21 protein-coding genes are annotated in these 23,972 nt (G+C 71.7%); 3 read left to right on the top strand and 18 right to left on the bottom strand.

Annotated features, from left to right (window positions below; all coding sequences use genetic code 11):
• Positions 1 to 131: 131 nt before the first annotated feature.
• A complete protein-coding gene (locus tag BJ992_RS14340) occupies positions 132 to 3,326 on the top strand; it encodes a penicillin acylase family protein (RefSeq protein WP_184981203.1) in 3,195 nt (1,064 codons plus the stop codon).
• 125 nt (positions 3,327 to 3,451) lie between these two features.
• Here the strand turns inward: BJ992_RS14340 and pheT are convergent, their stop codons facing one another.
• From pheT to BJ992_RS14260, 16 genes are all read right to left on the bottom strand, one after another.
• Entirely contained in the window at positions 3,452 to 5,980 is a 2,529-nt protein-coding gene (pheT, locus tag BJ992_RS14335) for a phenylalanine--tRNA ligase subunit beta (RefSeq protein ID WP_184981201.1), read from the bottom strand.
• Complete coding sequence (gene pheS, locus BJ992_RS14330) at positions 5,980 to 7,020, bottom strand: phenylalanine--tRNA ligase subunit alpha (protein ID WP_425503728.1); 1,041 nt, start codon at positions 7,018 to 7,020, stop codon at positions 5,980 to 5,982. Before pheS ends, pheT begins: the two co-directional genes overlap by 1 nt.
• Before the next feature lie 172 nt (positions 7,021 to 7,192).
• Positions 7,193 to 8,275, bottom strand: a complete 1,083-nt coding sequence (locus tag BJ992_RS14325) for an ATP-binding protein (RefSeq protein ID WP_184981199.1) — start codon at positions 8,273 to 8,275, stop codon at positions 7,193 to 7,195.
• A gap of 100 nt (positions 8,276 to 8,375) precedes the next feature.
• On the bottom strand, positions 8,376 to 9,191 hold the full coding sequence (locus tag BJ992_RS14320; RefSeq protein ID WP_184981197.1) for a TrmH family RNA methyltransferase: 816 nt from the start codon (positions 9,189 to 9,191) through the stop codon (positions 8,376 to 8,378).
• A 118-nt stretch (positions 9,192 to 9,309) separates the two neighbouring features.
• Complete coding sequence (gene rplT / locus BJ992_RS14315) at positions 9,310 to 9,693, bottom strand: 50S ribosomal protein L20 (protein WP_184981195.1); 384 nt, start codon at positions 9,691 to 9,693, stop codon at positions 9,310 to 9,312.
• A gap of 24 nt (positions 9,694 to 9,717) precedes the next feature.
• Complete coding sequence (rpmI, locus tag BJ992_RS14310) at positions 9,718 to 9,912, bottom strand: 50S ribosomal protein L35 (protein ID WP_184981193.1); 195 nt, start codon at positions 9,910 to 9,912, stop codon at positions 9,718 to 9,720.
• A gap of 132 nt (positions 9,913 to 10,044) precedes the next feature.
• Positions 10,045 to 10,737, bottom strand: a complete 693-nt coding sequence (gene infC / locus BJ992_RS14305) for a translation initiation factor IF-3 (protein ID WP_184981179.1) — start codon at positions 10,735 to 10,737, stop codon at positions 10,045 to 10,047.
• A gap of 231 nt (positions 10,738 to 10,968) precedes the next feature.
• Positions 10,969 to 11,796, bottom strand: a complete 828-nt coding sequence (locus BJ992_RS14300) for a shikimate dehydrogenase (protein ID WP_184981177.1) — start codon at positions 11,794 to 11,796, stop codon at positions 10,969 to 10,971.
• Positions 11,796 to 12,950, bottom strand: a complete 1,155-nt coding sequence (gene mltG, locus BJ992_RS14295; protein ID WP_246496638.1) for an endolytic transglycosylase MltG — start codon at positions 12,948 to 12,950, stop codon at positions 11,796 to 11,798. The genes BJ992_RS14300 and mltG (BJ992_RS14295) overlap by 1 nt, the downstream gene beginning before the upstream one ends.
• A 190-nt stretch (positions 12,951 to 13,140) precedes the next feature.
• Positions 13,141 to 14,346, bottom strand: a complete 1,206-nt coding sequence (gene mltG, locus BJ992_RS14290; protein WP_343072655.1) for an endolytic transglycosylase MltG — start codon at positions 14,344 to 14,346, stop codon at positions 13,141 to 13,143.
• The gene (gene ruvX / locus BJ992_RS14285) at positions 14,343 to 14,840 is read right to left on the bottom strand and encodes a Holliday junction resolvase RuvX (protein WP_184981173.1); all 498 of its coding nucleotides are present in this window, start codon (positions 14,838 to 14,840) and stop codon (positions 14,343 to 14,345) included. Before ruvX ends, mltG (BJ992_RS14290) begins: the two co-directional genes overlap by 4 nt.
• A gap of 34 nt (positions 14,841 to 14,874) precedes the next feature.
• A complete protein-coding gene (gene alaS, locus BJ992_RS14280; RefSeq protein WP_184981171.1) occupies positions 14,875 to 17,547 on the bottom strand; it encodes an alanine--tRNA ligase in 2,673 nt (890 codons plus the stop codon).
• 1 nt (position 17,548) lies between these two features.
• Entirely contained in the window at positions 17,549 to 17,824 is a 276-nt protein-coding gene (locus BJ992_RS14275; RefSeq protein ID WP_343072654.1) for a hypothetical protein, read from the bottom strand.
• Entirely contained in the window at positions 17,821 to 18,207 is a 387-nt protein-coding gene (locus tag BJ992_RS14270; protein ID WP_184981169.1) for a DUF948 domain-containing protein, read from the bottom strand. The genes BJ992_RS14275 and BJ992_RS14270 overlap by 4 nt, the downstream gene beginning before the upstream one ends.
• Positions 18,208 to 18,362: 155 nt before the next feature.
• On the bottom strand, positions 18,363 to 19,679 hold the full coding sequence (locus tag BJ992_RS14265; protein WP_184981167.1) for an AAA family ATPase: 1,317 nt from the start codon (positions 19,677 to 19,679) through the stop codon (positions 18,363 to 18,365).
• Between the two features lie 44 nt (positions 19,680 to 19,723).
• The gene (locus tag BJ992_RS14260; protein WP_184981165.1) at positions 19,724 to 20,182 is read right to left on the bottom strand and encodes a DUF2231 domain-containing protein; all 459 of its coding nucleotides are present in this window, start codon (positions 20,180 to 20,182) and stop codon (positions 19,724 to 19,726) included.
• 309 nt (positions 20,183 to 20,491) lie between these two features.
• On the opposite strand from BJ992_RS14260, the gene BJ992_RS14255 reads away from it, so the two are divergent.
• Positions 20,492 to 21,406 carry a peptidylprolyl isomerase gene (locus BJ992_RS14255; RefSeq protein WP_184981163.1) on the top strand — a complete coding sequence of 305 codons (915 nt, stop codon included), beginning with the start codon at positions 20,492 to 20,494 and terminating at the stop codon, positions 21,404 to 21,406.
• 96 nt (positions 21,407 to 21,502) lie between these two features.
• Here BJ992_RS14255 and BJ992_RS14250 read toward each other — a convergent pair whose 3' ends face one another.
• Together BJ992_RS14250 and BJ992_RS14245 are read right to left on the bottom strand one after the other, a co-directional pair.
• Positions 21,503 to 22,156: a response regulator gene (locus BJ992_RS14250; protein ID WP_184981161.1), complete on the bottom strand. Its 654-nt coding sequence runs from the start codon at positions 22,154 to 22,156 to the stop codon at positions 21,503 to 21,505.
• A complete protein-coding gene (locus tag BJ992_RS14245; RefSeq protein WP_343072653.1) occupies positions 22,153 to 23,313 on the bottom strand; it encodes a sensor histidine kinase in 1,161 nt (386 codons plus the stop codon). The genes BJ992_RS14250 and BJ992_RS14245 overlap by 4 nt, the downstream gene beginning before the upstream one ends.
• 164 nt (positions 23,314 to 23,477) lie before the next feature.
• Here BJ992_RS14245 and BJ992_RS14240 point away from each other — a divergent pair, with 164 nt between their 5' ends.
• The gene (locus BJ992_RS14240) at positions 23,478 to 23,918 is read left to right on the top strand and encodes a DUF6326 family protein (protein WP_184981159.1); all 441 of its coding nucleotides are present in this window, start codon (positions 23,478 to 23,480) and stop codon (positions 23,916 to 23,918) included.
• The last annotated feature ends 54 nt before the right edge of the window (positions 23,919 to 23,972 follow it).

The raw sequence follows: 23,972 nt of genomic DNA, 5'->3' as shown, positions 1-23,972 counted from the left end.
CGTGGCGCCGCCATTTGACACCGAGTCAAGAAATCAGCGAATTCACCGCACATCTGGCATTGATCCGTTGTTGGCGCGGACGTATGGTCCTCCCAAGATTCGAGCACACCTCATGTTCTGGGGGTCCTCACATGCACGCCCGTCTCCGGCGCGTGGTCACCGCGGCATCGGCCCTGATGATCGTCACGCTGGCATCCCCCGTCGTGCCCGCCTCCGCGGCCACCTACTACACCCCCGACGACACTTGCCTCGGCGAATGCCTCGACGTCCTGCCGCCGGGACAGAACGGCAACGCCACCCTGGTGGAGATCCTCGCCAACCAGACGCTCGGCACCCGGCCCCGGCACTCCGACGACCAGCTCGGCAAGTACGCGGGCCTCGTCGCCGGCTACACCGGGCTCACCGAGGGCCAGATCGCGAACTTCTTCAACGACGCGTCGTTCGGCGTCCCCGCCTCCTCGGCCGAGAGCACCGTCAGCCCCCGCTCCGACGTCACCATCGTGCGCGACCGCGCCACCGGTGTGCCGCACATCACCGGCACCACCCGCGGCGGCACCATGTTCGGCGCCGGGTACGCCGGCGCGCAGGACCGCCTGTGGCTGATGGACCTCATGCGGCACGTCGGCAGAGGCGAGCTGACGCCGTTCGCCGGCGGAGCGCCGGGCAACCGCGCGCTGGAGCAGAGCGTCTGGCTCAACTCCCCCTACACCGAGACCGACCTGCAGGCGCAGCTCGACCGGCTGCGCGCCTCCGGGCCGCGCGGCGCGCAGCTCTACGACGACGTGCGCGAGTACATCGACGGCATCAACGCCTACATCGACCGCTGCATGGCCGACCGCAACTGCCCCGGTGAGTACGTGCTGACCGGCCACATGGACGCCATCACCAACGCCGGCGGCCCGGTGGACTTCACCATGACCGACCTGATCGCGGTGGCCGGGGTGATCGGCGGGCTGTTCGGCGGAGGCGGCGGCGCCGAGATGCGGTCCGCGCTGGCCCGCGTCGCCGCGCGCGCCACGTACGGCACCGCGGCCGGAGACCAGGCGTGGGCCGCGTTCCGGTCGCAGAACGACCCCGAGACGACCCTGACGCTGCACAACGGCCAGAGCTTCCCGTTCGGCGGCGCGCCGTCCGCCACCGGCGTCGTGCTGCCGGACGCGGCCGGCACCGCGCCTGTGGACCTCACGCAGAACGAGAAGGGGTCGGCGACCGCGCCGGCGTCGGCGTCCTCGGCCAAGGGGGTGCTCGACGGGCTGCTGGTGGACAACTCCAGGCCCGGCATGTCCAACGCCGTGGTGATCTCGGCGGCCGAGTCGGCGACGGGACACCCGATCGCGGTGTACGGGCCCCAGACCGGCTACTTCGCGCCGCAGCTGCTGATGCTGCAGGAGCTGAACGGGCCAGGGGTGCGGGCCCGCGGCGTGGCGTTCGCCGGGCTCAACCTGTACGTGCTGCTCGGCAGGGGGACCGACTACTCCTGGAGCGCCACCTCGGCGGGGCAGGACATCACCGACACCTACGCGGTGCGGCTGTGCGACCCGGCCGGCGGCACCCCGAGCGTGAACTCCGACCACTACCTGTACCGCGGCGCCTGCACCGCCATGGAGACGCTCAAGAAGACCAACTCCTGGCGGCCCACCGTCGCCGACTCCACCGCGGCCGGTTCCTACGACCTGGTGATCAAGCGCACCAAGTACGGCCTGGTGACGTGGCGCGGCACCGTCGGCGGCCAGCCGACCGCGTTCACGACGCTGCGGTCGACCTACCGCCACGAGGCGGACTCGGCGATCGGGTTCCAGATGTTCAACGACCCGGCGCAGATGGGGGACGCGGCGGCGTTCACGAACTCGGCGTCCACCATCGGGTTCGCGTTCAACTGGTTCTACGTGAACTCCACCCAGGCCGCGTACTTCATGTCCGGCAGCGTCCCGGTCCGTCAGGCGGCGTCCGACCCGAGCCTGCCGCAGACCGCCGACGCGGCCCACGAATGGGCCGGTTACAACCCCGACACCAACGACGCCACCTACACGGCGGCCGCCACGCACCCGCAGACCGCCTCGCAGGACTACCTGGTGAGCTGGAACAACAAGCAGGCCAAGGACTACGGCGCGGCGGACGGCAACTTCAGCTTCGGGCCGGTGCACCGCGTGGACCTGCTGGACGCGCCGGTCAAGGCGGCGCTCGCCGGAGCGGGGAAGCTCGACAAGGCCGGCACCGTGAAGATCATGGCGGACGCCGCGGTGACCGACCTGCGCGGCCAGAAGGTGCTGCCGCTGCTGCTGCGGGTCATCGGCTCCGCACCGGTGAGCGACCCCGCGCTGTCGGCGGCGGTGTCGCGGCTGCAGGCGTGGTCGTCGGCCGGCACGCGGCGGCTGGAGACCTCCCCCGGCAGCAAGGCCTACGCGCACGCCGACGCGATCCGCGCGTTCGACGCGTGGTGGCCGAAGCTCGTGCGCGCGCAGTTCCAGCCCGGTCTCGGCGATCCGCTGTACCGGTCACTGGTGGCGGCCCTGCAAATCAACGAGTCGCCGTCGGGACACCAGCAAGGCGATTCCGCGGGGGCCCCGGCCTCGGCCAACGAGGCGCAGGCGCACAAGGGGTCGGCGTTCCAGTACGGCTGGTGGGGCTACGTCAGCAAGGACCTGCGGTCGGTGCTCGGCGACCCGGTGGCCGCGCCGCTGCCGTACCGGTACTGCGGCGACGGCACCGTGGCCGGGTGCCGCGCGGTGCTGCTCGACAGCCTGTCCGCGGCGCTCGCCGAACCCGTCACCACGACCTACCCCGGTGACGACGTCTGCGCGGCCGGGGACCAGTGGTGCGCGGACGCCATCGAGCACGCGCCGCTCGGCGGGGTCAAGCAGTCGCTGATCTCGTGGCAGAACCGGCCGACGTACCAGCAGGTCGTGTCGTTCCCGGCTCGCCGAGGCGACCCGGTGGCCAACCTGGCGCAGTCCGGCACGGCGCGGGCCTCGAGCACACAGCTGCTGACGTCGTACACCCCGGCCAAGGCCGTCGACGGCGACCCGTCCACCCGGTGGTCCAGCTCCTACAGCGACAACCAGTGGCTGCAGGTCGACCTCGGGTCGGCCAAGCAGGTGGCCCGGGTGATCCTGCGGTGGGAGTCGGCCTACGGGTCGTCCTACCGGATCCAGGTGTCAGGCGACGGGTCGTCGTGGACCGACGTGCACTCCACCACGACCGGCGACGGCGGGGTGGACGCCATCACGATCAGCCCGGTGACCACCCGGTACGTCCGCATGCAGGGGGTGCGGCGCGCCACGTCGTACGGCTACTCGCTGTACGAGATGGAGGTCTACTCGCGGTGACGCCACGGCGGTGGCGGACGTGGTCCGCCACCGCCACCCGGCAGGGAGTGTGGCCGCGCGCGCTCGACAGGGCCGCGGACAGCCGTCACCGACGCCGTCCCCCGAGAGGGGGACGGCGTGCGGGGTCAGGCGCCGCGCAGGTGCGCGCCGGTGCGCTCGCCGGCCAGGGCCACCGCGGCGTCACGGGCCGCGGTGGTCTCCTCGACGGTGAGCGTGCGGTCCGCCGCGCGGAACCGCAGGGTGTAGGCCAGGGACCGGTGGCCCTCGCCGACCTGGGCCCCGGTGTACACGTCGAACAGCCGGATCGACTCCAGCAGCTCCCCCGCGCCTTCGCGCAGCGCCGCCTCGACGCCGGCGACCGGCACGTCGGCCGGCACGATCAGCGCGACGTCCTGCGTGGCCACCGGGTACGCCGGCACCGGGACGGCCGCCACCGGGCCGGCGAGCAGAGACTCGAGGACGGTGAGCTCCAGCTCCATGGCGGCGGTGCGCGGCGGCAGGCCCAGCGTCTCGACGACCCGGGGGTGCAGCTCGCCGGCGTGACCGGCCAGGGTGTCCCCCGCGTACAGCGCGGCGCAGCGGCCGGGGTGCCACGGCTCGTGGCGGTCGGCGCGCACGGTGAGCTGCACGCCGGCCTCGCGTGCGACGGTGCGCGCGGCCTCGACGGCGTCGGCCCAGGAGGCCTGGCGTCCCTCGCCCCACCAGCCCGAGCGGTCCCGCTCGCCGGCCAGCACGACCGCGACCCGCAGCGGCTGCCGGGGCAGGGCCGCGGCGATGCTCGCGAGCTCCTCCTCGGTGGGCCTGCGGTCCACGCCGAGCACCGGCGCGGCGGCCGGCGCGTCGGGTTCTGGACGGTAGACCAGGCCGGTCTCGAACAGCGCCACGTCGCCGAAGCCGCGGCCGGCGTTGCGCACCAGGGTCTTCAGCAGGCCCGGGAGCAGCGTGGTGCGCATGAACGGCTCGTCCTCGCTCAGCGGGTTGGCCAGGCGCGCGGCCCTGCGGCGCGGGTCGTCGGCGGGAAGCCGCAGCGCGTCGAGGTCGCGAGGGCCCATGAACGGGTAGGCGAGCGTCTCGACGTACCCGGCGGCGGCGAGCGCGCGGCCCACCCGGCGGCGCAGCCGCTGCCCCGCGGTGAGCCCGGCCCCCGCGGGGGCCTTCGGCAGCACCGACGGCAGGTGCGCGTACCCCTCCAGCCGGATGACCTCCTCGGCGAGGTCGTTGGGGTCGGTGAGGTCGGGCCGCCACGACGGCGGCGTCACCGTGATCGGCGCGGCCGTGCCGGGGCCGGCCGGGGCCAGCAGGTCCGCGGGGACGGCGCCGACCGGCGCGTCGTCGCCGGTGACGACCGTGCAGCCCACCTGCTCCAGGCGCCGCACCACGACATCCCTGCCGTACGTCACGCCGGCCACGCGGTCGGGATGGTCGGCCGGGATGGTGATGGACGGCGGCTCGGCCTCGGAGTACGCGTGCGTGACACCGGGCTCGGCCGTGGCGCCGCCGTAGGCGGCGAGCAGCTGCACCGCGCGCCACGAGGCGTACAGCGGCAGCTCGCGGTCCACGCCACGCTCGAAGCGGCGCGACGCCTCGCTGACGAGGTTGTGCCGCCGCGACATGCGCGCGGTGCCGCTCGCGGAGAAGTGGGCCGCCTCGATCACCAGGTCGGTGGAGCCGTCGGAGATCTCGGTGGCGAGACCCCCCATGGTGCCGGCCAGGGAGATCGGGCCGGAGGAGTCGGTGATCAGGATGTCCTCGGGGTGCAGTTCACGCACCACGTGGTCGAGGGTCTCCAGCGTCTCGCCGTCGCGCGCGCGGCGCACCACGATCGGGCCGCTCAGGCGGGACCGGTCGAAGGCGTGCAGCGGCTGGCCGAGCTCGATCATGAGGTAGTTGGTGATGTCGACGGCCAGCGACACCGGCCGCATGCCGGCGCGGATGAGCCGGATTCGCATCCACATCGGGGTCTGCGCCGCCGGGTCGAGGCCGGACACGGTGCGCAGCACGAACCGGTCGCACGCCGTGGGGTCGTCGATCGCGGCCGGGTGGGACTCCTCGTCGAAGGCCGGGGGCTCGATGTCGGCCGGGTCGTGCCACGGCACGCCGAACGCGACGGCCGTCTCGCGGGCCACGCCGCGGATCGACAAGGCGTACCCGCGGTCGGGGGTGACCTCCAGCTCGATGACGTCGTCACGCAGGCCGAGCAGCTCGACCACGTCGGCGCCGAGCGGGGTGTCCTGCGGCAGGATCATGATGCCGTCGTGGTCGTCGCCGACGCCGAGCTCGCGCGCCGAGCAGATCATGCCGTCCGACACGTGGCCGTAGGTCTTGCGCGAGCCGACCTCGAACCCGCCGGGCAGCACGGCACCCGGCAGCGCGACCGGCACGCGGTCGCCGACGGCGAAGTTGGTGGCGCCGCAGATCACCCACCGGGGGGCGGCCTCGCCGACCTCCAGCGAGCAGTAGCGGATGGGCTTCTTGAAGCCGGCGAGCTCCTCGACCGACAGCACCTCGCCGACCACGACGTTCTTGATCTCGTAGCCGACCGACTCGATCGACTCGAGCTTCAGGCCGGCCGCGGTGAGCCGCTCGGCGACCTCGTGCGCGGTGACGGCCGGCAGGTCGACGTACTCCCGCAGCCAGGAGAGCGGGAACCTCATCAGACCTCCATACCGAACGGGAGCGTGAAGCGCACGTCTCCCTCGACCATGTCACGCATGTCCTCGGCGTTGTGGCGGAACATCAGCGTGCGCTCCACCCCCATGCCGAAGGCGAAACCGCTGTAGCGGGCCGGGTCGACGCCGCAGGCGACCAGCACCCGGGGGTTGACCATGCCGCAGCCCCCCCACTCGATCCAGCCCTCGGACTTGCACGTGCGGCACGGCGGGTTGCCCGGCACGGCCGAGGAGCCGCGGCACACGAAGCAGCGCAGGTCCATCTCGGCGGACGGCTCGGTGAACGGGAAGTAGTTGGGCCGGAACCGGGTCGTCATGCCCTCGCCGAACATCACCTCGGCGAAACGGTCCAGCGTGCCCTTCAGGTGGGCCATGGTGAGGCCCTCGTCGACGGCGAGACCTTCGATCTGGTGGAACACCGGGGTGTGCGTGGCGTCCAGCTCGTCGGTGCGGAACACCTTGCCCGGCGAGATGACGTACACCGGCAGCGGCCGCGACAGCAGCGCGCGGATCTGCACCGGGGAGGTCTGGGTGCGCAGCACCATGCCGGAGTCGACCGAGTCCACGAAGAACGTGTCGTGCTCGGAGCGCGCGGGGTGGTCGGGCCCGATGTTGAGCGCGTCGAAGTTGAACCACTCGCCTTCGAGCTCGGGGCCTTCGGCCACCTCGTAGCCCATGGCGACGAACGCGTCGGCCATGCGCTCCTGCAGCGTGGTCAGCGGGTGGCGAGCGCCGAGAGGCGCGCGGTCCCAGGGGAGGGTGACGTCGACGGTCTCCTCCACCAGGACGCGCTCGTCGCGCTCGGCGGTCAGCACGGCCTGACGCGCGGCGATCGCCTCGTTGACGGCCTTGCGTGCCGTGCCGATGCGCTTGCCGGCCTCGGCGCGCGCCGCCGGCGGCAGCGCGCCGATCTCGCGGTTGGCCAGCGCGATCGGCGAACGGTCGCCGGCGTGGGCCAGCCGCGCCTGCTTCAGCGCGTCCAGATCGGGGGCCGCCTCGATGGCGGCGACGGCCTCGGACTCCATGCGCGCCACCTCGTCGGCGTGCAACGGCGTCACCTCGACCGGGTCATAGGTGTTCGACAACAGTGGGCTCCGTATCCAGGGCTTCCGAGCGGGCACGATTCTAGTCGCGGCGGCACGGCCCGATGGCCGCGGCGCGGGTGGGCCGCCCCCCGGCGTCCCGTGCCGCGCCTGGTCAGGCGAAGTCGGGAGTGCCGGCGGGCATGGTAAATCGGAACTCGGCGCCGCCGCCCGGCGCGCGCTGCACGGTGATGGTGCCGCCGTGCGCCTCGACGAGCCCCTTGACGATGAACAGGCCGAGGCCGGTGCCGCCGCGGCGGCGCGCGTTGCCGCGCCAGAACTGCCGGAAGACGCGCGAGGCCAGCTCGGGTGCGACACCCTCACCCTGGTCACGCACGGACACGGCCACTCCCCACTCGACGGGCTCCACCACTATCGTCACCGTACCGCGTCCGTGACGCACCGCGTTTTCCACCAGGTTGCCAAGGATCTGGTCGATCTTGTCCTGGTCGAGCCAGGTCTCCGGCAGCGGGCCGCGCGTGTCGAGACGGAACCGGCCGGCCGGGTCGCCCGCGGCCACCCGGCCTTCGATGATCTTGCGCGCACGCGCGGGGACGTCGACCACCTGGCGGTGCACCTGAAGGCGGCCCGACTCGATGCGTGAGACGTCGAGCAGCTCGGTGATCAGGCGGGTGACGCGGTCGGCGTCGGAGTTGACGGTCTCCAGCATCACGCGCTTCTGGTCGTCGGTGAAGCGCTCCCACTTGGCCAAAAGGGTGGCCGTGAAGCCCTTGACGCTGGTCAGCGGGGACCTCAGCTCATGGGCCACGGTGGAGACCAGGTCGGCGCGGCTGCGCTCCAGGCGCGCGCGGGCCGCGGCGCCGCGCAGGGTGACCACGACGCGCACGACGTCGCCGCCGCGCTCGGGCCTGCGCACGAGACGCGCCGCCACCAGCAGCTCGAGGCCACCGGGCAGGTACAGCGAACGCTCGGGCTGGCGGGTGCGGATGCGCAGGCCCCGGTAGGGGTCGAGCCATTTCCACCAGTCGCGGCCGTCGTTGTCGCGGAACGGCAGCACGTCGGGGAAGTGGCTGCCGACGGCACGCGCGGCGTCCACCCCGGTGAGGCGGCAGGCGGCGCGGTTGACCGCCACCACCTCGCCGCGGTGGTCGACGACCACCACGCCGTCGGGAAGGTCGTCCACCGGAATCGCGCACGCGGCGTCGGTCTCCCGCCGCTGGGTCGATCCGCTGTGCACAACGCCTCCTCGCCGACTGTAGGGCCGACAATAGCGGGTTTCCCGCACCGTCCGGCAGCCCTGGCCCGCCGCCTGCGACGACCCACGGGTGGTGTTCCGGTCACCCCTCTGGGGATGCGGCGCGCTGTGCGCGGGCCGAGGCGTACAGGCAGACGGCGGCGGCGGTGGCGAGGTTCAGGCTCTCGGCGCGACCGTAGATCGGCACGCGGACCACCTCGTCGGCCAGCTCCAGCACGTCCTTCGGCAGTCCCCAGGCCTCGTTGCCGAACAGCCAGGCCGCCGGCCCCGACAGGTCGACGTCGTCCAGGGTGCCCTCGGCGGAGCCGTCGGCGGCGAACACCCGAAGACCCGCGGACTTCAGGCGCGCGACGGCGTCCGCCACCGGCGTGCCGGTGACCACGGGGAGGTGGAACAGGCTGCCGGCGCTGGCGCGCACGCATTTGCCGTTGTAGGGGTCCACGGAGGCGTCGGTGAACACCACGGCGTCCGCGCCGGCGGCGTCGGCGGTGCGCAGCACCGTGCCGGCGTTGCCGGGGTCGCGCACGTGGGTGAGGACGGCGACCAGCCCCGTGCCCGGCGGGACGGCCTCGGCGAGCGGCACGTGCACGAAGCGGCACACCGCGAGCAGGCCCTGCGGGGTGACCGTCTGGGCCAGCTCGGACATGACCTCGCCGCTCGCGCCGAACACCGGCACCCCGGCCGCGCGCGCCGCCGCGACGATGTCGCCGTGGCGCGCCTCGGCGTCCGCCGTGGCGAACAGCTCGGTGACGACGCCAGGTGAGGACAGGGCCTCGCGCACCGCCTGCGGCCCTTCGGCGAGGAAGGCGCGGTCGCGCTCGCGGAAGGCACGCTTGGCGAGGCGCTTGGCGGCCTTGACCCGCGGGGACTTGGTGTTGGTCAGCTCCGGTACGGCCATGTGCTCCCCTGACGGGCCCCGCTCGGCGAGGGTGTGAACAAGTGAACGGCCCGCTCCCGGCTGGAGAGCGGGCCGTTCACCGTGGGACGGCGTGCCTGTGCCTCGGACGGGCGGTGGTTCAGCCCGCCACCGGCGCGTTGACGTCCGCCGGGAGCGCCTTGCGCGCCGCCTCGGCGAGCGCGGCGAACGCGGTGGCGTCGTTGACGGCGAGGTCGGCGAGGATCTTGCGGTCGACCTCGATGCCGGCGGCCTTCAGGCCCTGGATGAAACGGTTGTACGTGATGCCGTTGGCCCGTGCCGCCGCGTTGATCCGCTGGATCCACAGGCGCCGGAAGGCACCCTTCTTGTCCTTGCGGTCGCGGTAGGCGTAGGTCAAGGAGTGGAGCATCTGCTCCTTGGCCTTGCGGTACAGCCTGGATCGCTGACCGCGGTAACCACTCGCCCGCTCGAGGACGACGCGGCGCTTCTTCTTGGCGTTGAGCGCCCGCTTTACGCGTGCCATGGTGATATCTCCCCGGGGGTTCGGTTACTTGCCGAGCAGCTTCTTGATCTTCTTCGTGTCGGCGGCGGACATGACGACCTCGGGAGCGAGACGGCGGGTCAGCGTGGACGACTTGTGCTCGTTGTAGTGCGCACGGTTGGCTCGACGGCGCATGATCTTTCCGCTTCCGCTGAGGCGGAACCGCTTCTTCGCACCGCTGTGCGTCTTCATCTTCGGCATGTCAGCCGTCTCTCCTCATTCGTCCTTGCCGATGTCCCGGGTCAAGCTATCCCAGTCGAGCGCATGCCGACGTAAGGTCCTGACCCGGTACGGTCTCCAGCCGTGCCCCGTCGTGTCGTCAGACGGGGAAGGTCAATCGCTCTGCTCCGACTCCGCGTGCTCCAGTTCGGGGCCCGCCGCCTCGGCGTGCTCCGACCCGGCGGGCCGTGCGCGGGCCGCGGCACGCTCTGCCTTGGCCTCGGCCTTCTTCTTGTGCGGCCCGATCACCATGATCATGTTACGGCCGTCCTGCTTGGGCTGGGACTCGACGAAACCGAGCTCGGTGACGTCCTCCGCCAGCCGCTGCAGGAGCCGGAAGCCCAGCTCCGGACGCGACTGCTCGCGTCCGCGGAACATGATCGTGACCTTGACCTTGTCCCCCGCTTTGAGGAACCGCACGACGTGACCCTTCTTGGTCTCGTAGTCGTGCGGGTCGATCTTGGGCCGGAGCTTGATCTCCTTGATGATCGTGTGCGCCTGGTTGCGGCGTGCCTCACGTGCCTTCATGGCGGACTCGTACTTGAACTTGCCGTAGTCCATGAGCTTGCACACGGGCGGCCGGGCCGTGGCGGCGACCTCGACCAGATCGAGATCGGCCTCCTGAGCCAGCTTCAGCGCGTCACCGATGGAGACGATGCCGACCTGCTCGCCGTTCGGACCGACGAGACGGACCTCGGGCACGCGAATACGCTCGTTGATGCGGGGTTCAGTGCTGATGGGACCTCCTAGGTGCCGGTTCGTCGCCGCGTCTGCTCGCTCGACCGTGCCTGGGCCCTTCGCGCTCACAAGCGAAAAGGCCCCACACGTCGCGCATGCGGGGCCACTGGGATCCACGGTCCGCCGACCGCGGAAACCCCCGGAGAAGGTTCCGGAGTGATCCTTGACCCGCCGGCCTCTCGGCCGATCAGGTGGGAGGCAGCCCTCCGCTTGCGCGTCCAGCAGGCATGCCGGACCGATCAAGCAGCAACACTATCACAACCTCCACCGTGAACCGAAACATTCCCCCCGGTGGGGGTCTCAGCGGGTGAGGGACGCGCGGCGCAGGATCTCGGCCTCGCCGCCGGCGCGGACCGGTGGGACGGGGACGCCGGTGCGGCCGGTGTACAGCTCCACCTGGCGGACGGCCTGGTGGACGAGCATGCCGAAGCCGCCGATCACGGTGGCACCCGCCTGCGCCGCCGCGTGCGCGAGCGACGTCGGCCACGGCGCGTACACCACGTCGAACACCGCGGGGACGCCGCGGACCAGATCGGTGACCTGGTCGGCCGCGCCGGGAGGCAACGTGGAGATCACCAGGTCGGTGCCGAGCGCGCCGAGGCCGGCGAAGGAGCACACCTTCAGCGTGACGCCGAGGCGTTCGGCGACCTGCTCGGTCTCCCCGGCACGCGAGCGGTCCCTGACCACGAGCACGGCCTCGCGCAGGCCCATCTCGCGCAGCGCGCCGAGCGCCGACGCGGCGGTGGCGCCGCCGCCGAGCACCGCGGCCGAGCGGGGTGCGGTGACCCCCTCGTCGGCGAGGGCCGCCACGATGCCGTGCACGTCGGTGTTGTGGCCGTGCCGCGCGCCGCCGGACAGCACCACGGTGTTGACGCCGCCGACCGCGGCCGCGAGGTCGGACACGGTGTCGAGCAGCGGCAGCACGGCGCGCTTGAGCGGCATGGTCAGCGACAGCCCGGCCCACTCGGGGCCGAGCCCCGCGAGCAGCCCGGGCAGGCCCTGCTCGTCGCACTCGATCGCGTCGTAGCGCCACCCGCGCAGGCCGATCGCGTCGTACGCCGCGCGGTGCAGCGCCGGGGACAGCGAGTGAGCGATCGGGGAGCCGAGAACGGCGGCCCTGCGCTCCATCAGCCGCCGTCCTGGCTGCGGTTGAACTCCTCTGCCAGCTTGAAGAACTCCGCCTCCGAGTCGGTGAACTTGGTGATCTTCTTCTTGGGGTCCACCGTCACGAAGTACAGCCAGGGGCCCTCGGCGGGGTTCAGCGCGGCCTCGATGGCGTGGTCGCCGGGGTTGCCGATCGGACCCGGCGGCAGGCCGAGCCGCGCGTAGGTGTTGTACGGCGACTTGCTCTTGAGCTGCTCGTGGGTGGCCGCGATGCCGTACTCGCCGAGGCCGTACATCACCGTGCTGTCCATCTGGAGCTTCATCTGCGGGTCGCGGTTCAGCCGGTTGTAGATGACCCTGGCGACCTTCGGCATGTCCTCGTACTTGCCGGACTCGGCCTGCACGATGCTGGCCACCGTGATGACCTGCAGGGGGGTGAGACCCACCCGGCGGGCTCCGGCGACCAGGCCCGCGTCGTCGGCGGCGCGGTCGAACCGCTCCACCATGGCCCCGAGCAGCTCTTCGGGGGAGGTGCGCGGCGAGACCTCATAGGTCGCGGGGAAGGCGAAGCCCTCCAGCCTGCCTCTGGCGTAGGACGGCAGGCCGAGGCCCTTGGCGTCCTTGGCGGCGGCCTGGAACTCCTTCACGGAGCGGCCGGTCGCGGTGGAGAGCTGCTCGTACACCTGGGACAGCCGCAGGCCCTCGCGCAGGGTGAGCGTGGTCTTCAGGCGCAGCTCGGGGTCGAGCAGCGGCACGGCCTGCGCCGCGGCCATGCCCTTGCGCAGCTTGTACTCGCCGGGCTGGAGCGAGGCGCTCTTGCCGGCGGCGCCGATCGCGTTGATGAAGGCACGCTCGCTGGCGACCACTCCCTGGTCGACCAGGGTCTGCGCCACGTCTCCCGCGGACTGGCCCTCCTTGATGGTCACGACGACCTCGCCGGAACCCTGGCCGGTGTAGTCCTTGACGGTGGTGACGCCGCGGATCCAGGTGTAGCCGTAGTAACCGCCGGCGCCGACCACGCCGACGATGATGATCATCGCGAGGAGGAAGGCGGCGTACCCCTTGCGGCGCTGCCTGCGCTGACGTCGCCTGCTGCGGCTGCGACCGGCCCTGGAGCTGCGGGAACCGCGCCGGGGACCTTCGTCGTCCTCGGCACCCAGCAGATGGTCTAGGTCCATGTCGCTCATAGATGCGCTCGCCAATCTCCCCGGCGGACCCGGTCGCCGTCAAGCGGGTGCCATGAATTGGTGTGACAAGCCCGGCATGACGCGGTCGGGAGGACAGGCGGGACGGCGGCACGCGTGACGGGACGCGTGCCGTGCGACCGTGGTGCCGCCCCGGCGGGGACCTCCCGCCGGGAGGCGGGCATCAGTGCCGCCCCAGACGGGAGTGCAGCTCTTCGCGGAGTTTCACAAACTCACTCTCTTTGTCAGTGAATTTGGTGATTCTACGCTCCGGATCAACCGTGACGAACCAGTACCAATCACCCTTCGCCGGATAAAGCGCCGCACGAAGCGCCGCTTCGCCGGGGTTGGCGATGGGACCGGGAGGCAGCCCGCGATGGAGATACGTGTTGTACGGGGTGTCGCGCTTGATCTCGGCGTGTGACGCCACGATGCCGTGCTTGCCCAGGCCGTACATCACCGTGCTGTCCATCTCGAGCTTGGCACCGGAGGCGAGGCGATTGTAGACGACCCTCGCGATCTTGGGGTAGTCGGCCTCGGAACCGCCTTCGGCCTGCACGATGCTCGCCACCACCACCACCTGCCGCGGCGTCAGCCGCACCCGGGCCGCACCGGCCTCCAGCCCCATCGAGGCCGCGGCCCGCTCGAACCGGCGCACCAGGGCCCGCATCAGGTCACGCGGCGTCGTCTTCGGCTCCACGTCGTAGGTGGCGGGGAACAGGAAGCCCTCGGCCACGCCGTCCGCGTACGGCGGCAGCCCGAGCGCCGCAGGCGCCGCCGTGAGCGCCGCCAGCTCGGCGAGCGGCAGCCCCGACCCCTTGGCGAGCCGCGCCACCGTCTCCGAGGCGCGCAACCCCTCCGGCAACGTGACCCGTTTCCTGACCCGTGACCGCGACTCCAGCATCAGGTCGAGCGCCGCCGCGGCCGCCATCTCCTTGCGCAGCCGGTAGGACCCCGGCCGCAGCGTGCCGGCCTTGCCCCGCTCGTCCACCACCCGCGTGAACGCTCTGCGGCTGGCCACCACCCCGGCACGTTCCAGCACATCCCCGATCTCTCCCGCCGACATCCCCGCCGGCACCTCGACCACGACGGTCCCCGTCCCCTTGCCGTCGAAGTCGGCGGGGACGAAATAGGGACGCACCACTGTCACCGCCGCCGTCACCACCCCGGCGGCCACCACCCCGAGCCCCACGAGGACCGCCACCACCGCGCGCCGTCCCCGCCGGCCGGTGACCCGCTCATCGTCCCCCTCGTCCGGCGCGCCGAACGCGAACAGGCCGTCATCCTCACCACGGGACTCGTCACCGGGGACCTCGTCGCCACGGGCTCCGCCGTCGTGCGGGGCCGCGTCCTCGTCGTCGCCGCCGTGCGGGGCGGCGGGACCGGTCACCTCGCGGGCCCGGTGCTCGATTCCCCGCCGGGACGTGGTCCCGGCGGCTCGGCGGGCCGGCCCGGCGGCAGGCCGGAGGCGCGCTCGGCGTCCAGTGCGGCCTGCAGCAGCACGACCGCGGCGGCCTGGTCGATGACGTCCCGCTGGTTCCTGGCGCGTACGCCGCTGGAGCGCAGGTCCGCCTGCGCGGACACCGTGGTCAGCCGCTCGTCGTACAGCCGCACCGGCGTCGGGGCCAGCCGTGCGGCGAGCCGTGCGGCGAACTCACGCGCCGCCGCCGCCGCGTGGCTCTCCCGGCCCGACAGCGACGTCGGCAGCCCGACGACGACCTCGACGGCCTCGTGCTCGGCGGCGATGGCGGCGATCCTGGCGAGGTCTCCCCGGCCGCGCCGCACCGTCTCGACCGGCGTGGCGAGCAGCCCCGAAGGGTCGCTGCGCGCCACGCCGACCCGGACCGACCCGACGTCCACGCCGAGCCGTACCCCTCGCCTCACGGCGACGCTCCCCCGCGTCCCGGCCAGGCCACGGTCAGGTGAGTGCTTCCCCGGCGGCCCGGGTGACGGCCGTGAGCGCGTCGTCGATCGCCTCGGGCCGTGTGCCGCCGCCTTGCGCGACGTCGTCCTTGCCGCCACCGCCACCCCCAAGTGCCTTGGCGGCGACGCCGACCAGTCGCCCGGCCTTGAGTCCCCGGCCGCGTCCCGCCTCGTTGACCGCGGCGACCACGACGGGCCTGTCGGCGGGCACACCGGCGATCACGACCATCGCGGCGCGGTCGCCGGGGAATCTGCCACGCACGTCGAGAGCGAGTTTACGCAGGTCATCAGGGGAAGTCCCGTCCGGCGCGCGGTGGGTGACCACCGAGACCCCGCTGACGTCGCGCGCCGCCGCGGCGAGCTCACCGGCGACGGCGAGGACCTGCGCGGAACGCAGGCGCTCCAGCTCGCGCTCGGCCGTGCGCAGGCGGGTCACGATGCCCTCGACCCGCTCGGGGAGCTCCTCGCGGCGCGCCTTGAGCTGCTCGGACAGCTGCGCGACCAGCACGCTCTCACGCGCGAGGAAGCGGAACGCGTCCAGGCCGACCAGGGCCTCGACGCGGCGCACGCCGGCGCCGATGGACGACTCGCCGAGCACCTTGACCAGGCCGAGCTGCCCGGAGCTCGCGACGTGGGTGCCGCCGCACAGCTCGCGGGAGTAGTCGCCGACCTCGACGATGCGCACCTCGTCGCCGTACTTCTCGCCGAACAGCGCCAGTGCCCCCATGGACCGCGCCTCGCTCAGCGAGGTGTGGTAGGCGTGCACCTGCAGGTCGTTGATCAGGATCGCGTTGACCTCGTCCTCGACGTCGCGCAGCACGCTCGGCGCCACGGCGCCGGCCGCGGTGAAGTCGAAGCGGAACCGGCCCGGGGAGTTCTCCGAGCCCGCCTGCGCCGCGGTCTCGCCGAGCGCGTTGCGGAAGCCGCGGTGCACCAGGTGGGTCGCGGTGTGGCTGCGTGAGATGGCGCGGCGCCGCTCGATGTCGATCTCGGCCTGCGCGGAGTCGCCGACGCGGATCTCGCCCTCGGCGACCTTGCCGCGGTGCACGACGAGACCCGCGAACGGCGACTGCACGTCGGTGATCTCGACCCGCGCGCCGCCGGTCCGGATCGTCCCCTGGTCGGCGAGCTGGCCGCCGCCCTCGGCGTAGAACGGGGTGCGGTCGAGCACGACCTCGACGGTGGCGCCGGCGCCTGCCGCCGGGACCGGCGCGCCGTCCACGAGCAGGCCGATGACCGAGCCCTCGGCGACCGTCTGGTCGTAGCCGAGGAAGTCGACCTTGCCCGCGCGGTCGAGCAGCTCGCCGAGCACCGAGATGTCGGCGTTGCCGGTCTTCTTGGCCGCGGAGTCGGCCTTGGCCCGCTGCCGCTGCTCGTCCATGAGGCGGCGGAAGCCGTCCTCGTCGACCTGCAGGCCCTGCTCGGACGCCATCTCCAGGGTGAGGTCGATCGGGAAGCCGTAGGTGTCGTGGAGCTGGAACGCCTGGCTGCCCGCGAGCACCTCGACACCCTTGCGCTTGGTCTCCTCGACCGCCGCGTCGAAGATCGCGGTGCCGGTGCGCAGGGTGCCGAGGAAGGAGGTCTCCTCGGCGTCGATCACCGTGTGGATGTTGGCCGCGTCGGCGCGCAGGTCGGGGTACTGCTCACCCATGACGTCGATGGTGACGGAGGTGAGCTCGTGCATGTAGCGCTCCTCCCCCGCGCCGAGCAGGCGCAGGTTGCGGATCGCGCGGCGCAGCATGCGCCGCAGGACGTACCCCCGGCCCTCGTTGGAGGGCAGCACGCCGTCGCCGACCAGCATGACGCCGGCGCGCATGTGGTCGGCGACCACGCGCAGCGAGACGTCGGCCCGCGCGTCGCGGCCGTACCGCGAGCGGGTCAGCTCCGCGGCCCTGTCGAGGATCTTGTAGGTGGTGTCGATCTCGTAGATGTTGTCGACACCCTGCAGGATGGCCGCCATGCGCTCCAGGCCCATGCCGGTGTCCACGCTCTTGGCCGGCAGCTCGCCCTGCACGTCGAAGTCGATCTTGCTGCGGACGGCGCCGAGCTGGAACTGCATGAAGACGTTGTTCCAGACCTCCAGGTAGCGGTTCTCGTCCGCTACGGGGCCGCCTTCCTTGCCGTACTCGGGGCCGCGGTCGTAGTAGATCTCGGTGCAGGGACCGCCGGGGCCCGGCACCCCCATGTGCCAGTAGTTGTCGGCCAGGCCACGCTTCTGGATGCGCTCCAGCGGCACGCCGACGACCTTGTGCCAGATGTCGCGTGCCTCCTCGTCGTCGTGGAAGACCGTGACCCACAGCCGGTCCTCGGAGAAGCCGAAGCCGCCCTCGGACTCGGGGGTGGTGAGCAGCTCCCACGCGTACGGGATCGCCTTCTCCTTGAAATAGTCGCCGAAGGAGAAGTTGCCGAGCATCTGGAAGAAGCTGGCGTGGCGGGTGGTCCTGCCGACCTCGTCGATGTCGAGGGTGCGCATGACCTTCTGGACGGAGGCGGCGCGCGGGTACGGCGGCTTCTTCTGTCCGAGGAAGTAAGGCTTGAAGGGCACCATGCCCGCATTGACCAGCAGCAGCGTCGGGTCCTCGGCGACAAGGCTGGCCGAGGGCACGACGGTGTGGCCGCGCTCCTCGAAGAAGCGCAGGAAGCGGCGGGCGATCTCTGCCGACTCCATCTCAGCGGCCGTCCTTTTCGTCGTGGTGGTGGGACTGTCGGGTCGTTCCAACGGTGTCGGGGCCGAGGGCCGCACGCAACTCGGTTTCCCTGGCCGCCGCGAGGCGGCGGACGTCGCCGGCGAACCAGCGGGCCTCGGCCACCAGCCCGGCCGCGTGGCCCGCCGTGCGGCGCGCGATGTGGTCGGGCTTCAACGCCTGAAGCTTACGCATCGTCCAGACGGCGGCGTACGCGCCGAGGGCGAACCAGAACAGGCGTCGGATCAGCGCGCGGATCACGGCTGCCGCCTTCCTCTCGGGAGCGCGGCGGCCCTGCGGCGGGCCGAGAAGGCGCCGCGTACGCCGTGGACGAGCGCGGAGGCCTTGATCAGGGGGGTGGCGAACAGCGTGGAGGCCACCCCGGTGACCTTGGCGACGTTGCCGCTGGCCTCGCGCATGTTCCCCGCGATCGCCTCGACCGCGACGAGCTGCCGGTTGGTCTCGGCCACGGTCAGGCTGACGTCCTCGAGCAGCGGGACGACCCGCTCGCTGAGGTCGGCCACCGATCGTGACGTCCGGTCGATGAGCCGTGCCAGCTTCACCAGCACCATGGCGAGAAAACAGACAAGGATCGCCCAGAACAGAGCGACGATGAGGCCGGCGACCTCTCCCGCGGTCAGCATGTCGGTGCGTCCCCTCGATGAACGGCCCGGCGGTACGCGACCCGGCTCGGGGCGGATGGGATGGTCAAGACCCTATCGCGCTCCCGTGCCTGCCTCGCCGCCGCGCGCCGTTCCCCGGCCTTCCCCGTGACCGGCCCGGAGCGTGCGGACGGTGGTCAGGAGCCGCCGCGGAGGAAGTCGCGGATCCTGGCCCACCGGCCGGCCGTCTGGGCCTCGGCCCCGTGGCGGGTCGGCTCGTAGTAGCGGCGGTCGCGCAGGCGGTCGGGTGCGTACTCCTGGCGGACCAGCGCGTGCTCGAAGTCGTGGGGGTACTTGTAGTCCTTGCCGTGGGAGAGCTTGGCGGCTCCCGCGTAGTGCGCGTCCCTCAGGTGCGCGGGGACCTGGCCGATGTCGCCGCGGCGCACGTCGGCGGCGGCGGCGCCGATGGCCTTCACGACGGCGTTGGACTTCGGGGCCAGCGCGCAGTGGATGACGGCGTGGGCCAGGTTGATGGAGGCCTCGGGGAGGCCGATCATCTGGACGGCCTGCGCGGCGGCGACCGCCACCTGAAGACAGGTGGGGTCGGCCATGCCGACGTCCTCGGAGGAGAAGATGACGATGCGGCGCGCGATGAACCGGGGGTCCTCGCCGGCCTCGATCATGCGGGCCAGGTAGTGCAGCGCGGCGTCGGCGTCGGAGCCGCGCATGCTCTTGATGAACGCGCTGACCACGTCGTAGTGCTGGTCGCCCTGGCGGTCGTAGCGGACCGCGGCCTTGTCCACGGCCTTCTCGACCGTCTCGACGGTGATCTCACCCGCGTCGGTGATGAGGGCCGCCGCCTCCAGGTAGGTCAGCGAGCGGCGCGCGTCGCCACCCGCGAGCCTGACCAGGTGCTCGGCCGCCTCCGGGGCCAGGGTCACCCGGCCGCCGAGGCCGCGCGGGTCCTGTACGGCGCGGTCCAGCACCGCGCGCACGTCGTCCTCCGACAGCGGCTCCAAGGTCAGCAGCAGCGAGCGGGACAGCAGCGGCGAGATGACCGAGAAGAACGGGTTCTCGGTGGTGGCGCCGATGAAGGTCACCCAGCGGTTCTCCACGGCAGGCAGCAGCGCGTCCTGCTGTGCCTTGTTGAACCGGTGGACCTCGTCGACGAACAGCACGGTCTGGCGTCCGGTCATGCCGAGGTCGCGTCTGGCCTGGTCGATGGCCCCGCGGACCTCCTTGACACCCGCCGACACGGCGGAGACCTCGACGAAGCGCCTCTTGGTCGCGCCGGCCACGACGTACGCCAGGGTGGTCTTGCCGGTGCCGGGCGGGCCCCACAGGAACAGCGACATGGGTGCGTCGCTCTCCACCAGCCGCCGCAGCGGGGTGCCGGGCCCGAGGAGGTGCCGCTGGCCGATGACCTCGGAGAGGCCGCGTGGCCGCATGCGGACCGCGAGCGGCTCCTGGCCCCGGTGGGCCTCCTCCGCCGCCGCGTCGAACAAACTCTCCACGGGCCGACACTACCCGCCGTCACGGCCCCTGCGGCCAGGCGCCGTCAGCTCCAGACGGCGATGGCGCCGGTGTGGCCGGACCGCACGGTGTAGTAGGCGGCGACGACGGCGAGCACCACGGTCACCACGGTGAGGATCGCGGTGACGGTCTTGCCGAGCCGCAGCGAGGAGTACACGAGCAGCAGCGCCGCCACCCCGAGCCCGAGCGCGCTGAGCAGCAGCGGGTTGGCGTAGCTCATGTGCTCGTCCAGCGCGGCGCCGGCCGGGCTGTCGGGGGCCTGGCCGCCGAAGTTCCTCTCGAACAACGCCTCGCCGCTCTCCTTGGCCACGAACGCCGCGATCGGCGACACGACGGCGAGCAGCACGACGGCCCAGCCGAGCCGCGGACGCAGCCGCGGGACGACGCCGAACACCACAGAACCTACGGCGAGCAGGGGGATGAAGATGACGGCCGTGTGGACGATCAGCGGGTGCGCGGGCAGGCCGAATATCTGGTCGAACATCGTTGCGTGGCTCCTGTCGGGGTGGCGGTTCGTCCATGTATACGCGCTGAGCCGCCTGTTGGTTCTGGTGTGGGTGCACGGCGGGCCCGGCTCGTGCCCGCCCCCGCGGGCCATGTGGGCCCACGATGGCGGACGCGGCGTCAGGACACCGTAAGAAAGTACCGGAGTGGACATTCCTCGGGTCAAGCATCTGGTACGAGGAGGTACGTCCCACAGGTGGGGGAAGTTCATGTTTATGCGGTCCTGAGGCAAAGGCCGGTACGATTCCCGAGCATCTGAAGTCATCAATCCGCAAATGGAAGGCATACCGTGACCGACGTGGATCGCCAGACCCAGCTGGCACGGGAGCACCGCGAGCGGCAGGAAGAGCGCGCCAAGCAGCCACCGTCCGGACGGCGGAACGTCATCATCGGCGCCGGTCTCGGCGTGGTCCTCGTCGCCGGCGGCATCGTCGCCGCCACCACGTTGCTCGGCGGCGGAGGAGACGACCCCGGTAACCGGGCCGCCGCCGACCCGTCCGCCTCCGGGGCCGCGTCCGCGCCGGCCGTGGACCCCGGCGCCTCGGCCGCGCCGGCCGACCCCGCCAAGATCACCTGCTCCTACCGCAAGGACGACAGCGGCCTGCCGGCCAAGAAGGTGGGCATGCCCCCCACCAAGCCGGACCTCAAGGCGAAGTTCATGACGATCGACACCAACCAGGGCAAGATCGTCATCGAACTGGCCACCGCCGCGGCTCCCTGCACGGTCAACTCCTTCGAGTTCCTGGCCAAGAAGAACTACTTCGACGGCACCCGCTGCCACCGCCTGGCCACCGTGGAGACCACCGGCCTCGGCATGCTCCAGTGCGGCGACCCGCTGGCCAAGGCCGACGGCAAGACCGCCGACGACGGCACAGGCGGCCCCGGTTACCTGTTCGAGGACGAGAACCTCGGCGGCATGCCGTACACGCGCGGCACGGTGGCGATGGCCCAAGGCGGCGACGACGCCAACTCCAACGGCAGCCAGTTCTGGATCTCGTTCTCCGACGAGAACACCCAGCTCACCGCGGCGGGGGCCGCGTACACGCCGTTCGGTGTGGTCAAGGAAGGCATGGACGTCGTGGACAAGATCGCCAAGGGTGGCATCATCCCCTTCAACGGCGACCCCATGGCCGACGTCCGCGGCGAGGGCTCCAACGCACCCAAGCTGCCGGTCATCATCAAGGACGTCACCATCACCAAGTAGTCCACCCAGAGCCGGTCGGCGGCACATGCGCGAGCGCGCATGTGCCGTTCCTCCTGGAACCGGCCGGATCCCAGCGGCGATCGCCTGGGCTCCGGCCTACCTCATGCGGTTCGTCTCGTAGGCCCACATGGCCAGTTCGACCCGGTTCCTGGCACCGATCTTGGTCAGGATGCCGGCGACATGGAATTTGACGGTGCTCATGCTGACGTGGAGCTCCTCGGCGATCTCGGCGTTGGTCCTGCCTCGTGCGACCCTGCGCAGCACCTGTTCCTCACGTTCGGTGAGCGCGTCGACGGGCTGGACCGGCGGGCCGGCGGGGGCGCCGGCCGAGAAAGCGGCGAGGAGCCGGCCGGTGACGCCTGGATCGATGAGCCCGTCGCCCCGGACCGCGGCATGGATGGCCTGGATCAGCTGGCCGGGTTCCGCGCCTTTCAGGAGAAAGCCTCGGGCACCTGCCTTGAGTGCTCCGTAGATGTACTCGTCGGTGTCGAAAGTGGTGATCACCACGACGGCGATCGGATCGGCGACCCCTGGTCCGGCGAGCAGGCGCGTGGCCTCGATGCCGTCGAGGTCCGGCATGCGGATGTCGAACAGGCACACGTCGGGTCGCAGCCGGCGAGCGAGCGTGACGGCTTCACGTCCGTCGGCGGCCTGTCCGATCACCTCGATGTCAGGCTGACCGTTGAGGATGGTCGTCAGCCCCGCGCGGACGATGCCCTGGTCATCGGCGATGAGCACGCGGACGGTCATGTCGCCGATCCTTGACGTGGGAGAACGGCCCGGACGTGCCAACCGCCATCGGGGTTCGGCCCGGCCGTGAGCGTCCCGCCGAACAGTCTCACCCGCTCGGTCATGCCGACCAGCCCGTAACCGGCTTGATTCGGGGTGCGCGTGGTGCGGGCACCGTCGTCGCTGACCGTCAGCCGCACGGTGGTGGCGCTTCCGGTCACTTTGACCTCGACCCGGGTCGCCTGCTGCGCGTGGCGTTGGGCATTGGTGACCGATTCCTGCGTGACCCGGTAGATGGCGGCCTCCAGAGCCGGCGGGAGATCGGTCAGTTCACCACGCAGTTCCACGTCGATGCGTAGCGAGTCGGTGCTGTTCGCGGCAAGACGTTCGATGTCGGCGATGCGGCGTTGAGGGACCACGGCCGGCTGCTTCCGGCGGTCCCGGAGCGCGCCGACCATCGTGCGCATCTCCGCGAGCGTCCGGGCCGCTTCGCGGTCGATGGTCTCCAGTGCCTCGGTGGCCCCGCTGAGCGACGAGGACCGCGCGAGGAACAGTCCGGCCTGGGCCTGGATCGCTATCGCGGAGACGTGATGGGCGACCGTGTCGTGCAGTTCCCGTGCCAGCTCTTCTCGCTCGTGAAGCTTGGCCTGCTCGACCAACTGCTCCCGAGCCGTGCCCCGGTGGCGGACGGACACCCCGAGGGCCGCGGCGCACAGCAACACGGCGGCGCCGGTGATCGTCTCGGCGACCCCGCCGAAATCGGTGCCGGCGCTGACGCCGACGGCGACGGCCATGATGACGAGGCCGACGGCGGCGTCACGGCCGGCACGCCACCGGAAAAGCGAGTAGGCGAGCACCAGCACGACCCACCCGCTGTACAGCACCATCGGCTCGGTACCCGCGACGAACGCGGCCACATCCAGCGCCGCGAACGTGCCGAAGGCGAACGCCACCGACGGCAGCGGATGGGTCCGCCGGAACAGGACCGCGACCGCCAGTCCGCATCCGAAGACGACCGCGACCGGCCGCCATGCCAGATCACGGCGCAGGACCGTCTCCAGCACGACCCCGGCCACCACGAGCGCCGCGTACACCCGGTCGCCCCGGCCGCGCGCCGGAGGGTTCCTCCCGGCCGGCTCGGCCCACAGCGACGTCACGGCGTCCCACACGACTGTCACAGTAGCGATCGCGCGGGGGCGGCGACACAGCCCGAGGAACAGTCCTCGACCTGGCCGATCGGCCGGCTCAGCCATGGCCACAGGACTCGTGTGCCGCGCGTCGGTCATCTCGACACTGGAGACCGTCCGGCTCTGATCGGCCACGCACCACAAGGAGACCATCGGTGGACAGGAATCGAGCACCAGACCTTCACGACACGAGAGTGGATGTGAAGGTAGCGCTCAGCGGCTTGTGGAGCTCCGTGCTCTTCGTGTTCGCGTATGTCGACATCTTCGGCTTCTTCCGGGCCGACGTGATCAACGGAGCACTCGCCGGCCGTGTGTCCGGCGCGGGTTTCGCGATCGACCAGACCTTCCTCGTCCTCACGACGATCTACATCGCGATCCCGAGCCTGATGGTCGTCGTCTCGCTCCTCGCCCGAGCGAAGATCAACAGAACGGCCAACATCGTCGCCGGCCTTCTCTACTTCTTCTCCATAGGTGTGACGATCGTCGGCGAGACCTGGATCTACTACATCCTCGGGAGCGTCGTCGAGATGACGCTCCTGCTCGCGATCGCGAGAACCGCCTGGACCTGGCCAAGGCACCCGTCCCATCGGCACTGACCGGCCGCACTGACCCGCCGCGGCCGTCCGGACCGCCGCGACCGGTACGCACCG

The organism is Sphaerisporangium rubeum, assembly GCF_014207705.1.
GTDB classification, from domain to species: domain Bacteria; phylum Actinomycetota; class Actinomycetes; order Streptosporangiales; family Streptosporangiaceae; genus Sphaerisporangium; species Sphaerisporangium rubeum.
This window is presented reverse-complemented; position numbering and strand designations above follow the sequence as displayed.

Excerpts from the sequence above, each read along its gene's own strand:
- BJ992_RS14340 (WP_184981203.1), top strand. The coding sequence starts at position 132 with ATGCACGCCCGTCTCCGGCGCGTGGTCACCGCGGCATCGGCCCTGATG.
- pheT (WP_184981201.1), bottom strand. The coding sequence starts at position 5,980 with ATGAGGTTCCCGCTCTCCTGGCTGCGGGAGTACGTCGACCTGCCGGCC.
- pheS (WP_425503728.1), bottom strand. The coding sequence starts at position 7,020 with ATGGAGTCCGAGGCCGTCGCCGCCATCGAGGCGGCCCCCGATCTGGAC.
- BJ992_RS14320 (WP_184981197.1), bottom strand. The coding sequence starts at position 9,191 with ATGGCCGTACCGGAGCTGACCAACACCAAGTCCCCGCGGGTCAAGGCC.
- rplT (WP_184981195.1), bottom strand. The coding sequence starts at position 9,693 with ATGGCACGCGTAAAGCGGGCGCTCAACGCCAAGAAGAAGCGCCGCGTC.
- rpmI (WP_184981193.1), bottom strand. The coding sequence starts at position 9,912 with ATGCCGAAGATGAAGACGCACAGCGGTGCGAAGAAGCGGTTCCGCCTC.
- BJ992_RS14300 (WP_184981177.1), bottom strand. The coding sequence starts at position 11,796 with ATGGAGCGCAGGGCCGCCGTTCTCGGCTCCCCGATCGCTCACTCGCTG.
- mltG (WP_246496638.1), bottom strand. The coding sequence starts at position 12,950 with ATGGACCTAGACCATCTGCTGGGTGCCGAGGACGACGAAGGTCCCCGG.
- alaS (WP_184981171.1), bottom strand. The coding sequence starts at position 17,547 with ATGGAGTCGGCAGAGATCGCCCGCCGCTTCCTGCGCTTCTTCGAGGAG.
- BJ992_RS14270 (WP_184981169.1), bottom strand. The coding sequence starts at position 18,207 with ATGCTGACCGCGGGAGAGGTCGCCGGCCTCATCGTCGCTCTGTTCTGG.
- BJ992_RS14260 (WP_184981165.1), bottom strand. The coding sequence starts at position 20,182 with ATGTTCGACCAGATATTCGGCCTGCCCGCGCACCCGCTGATCGTCCAC.
- BJ992_RS14250 (WP_184981161.1), bottom strand. The coding sequence starts at position 22,156 with ATGACCGTCCGCGTGCTCATCGCCGATGACCAGGGCATCGTCCGCGCG.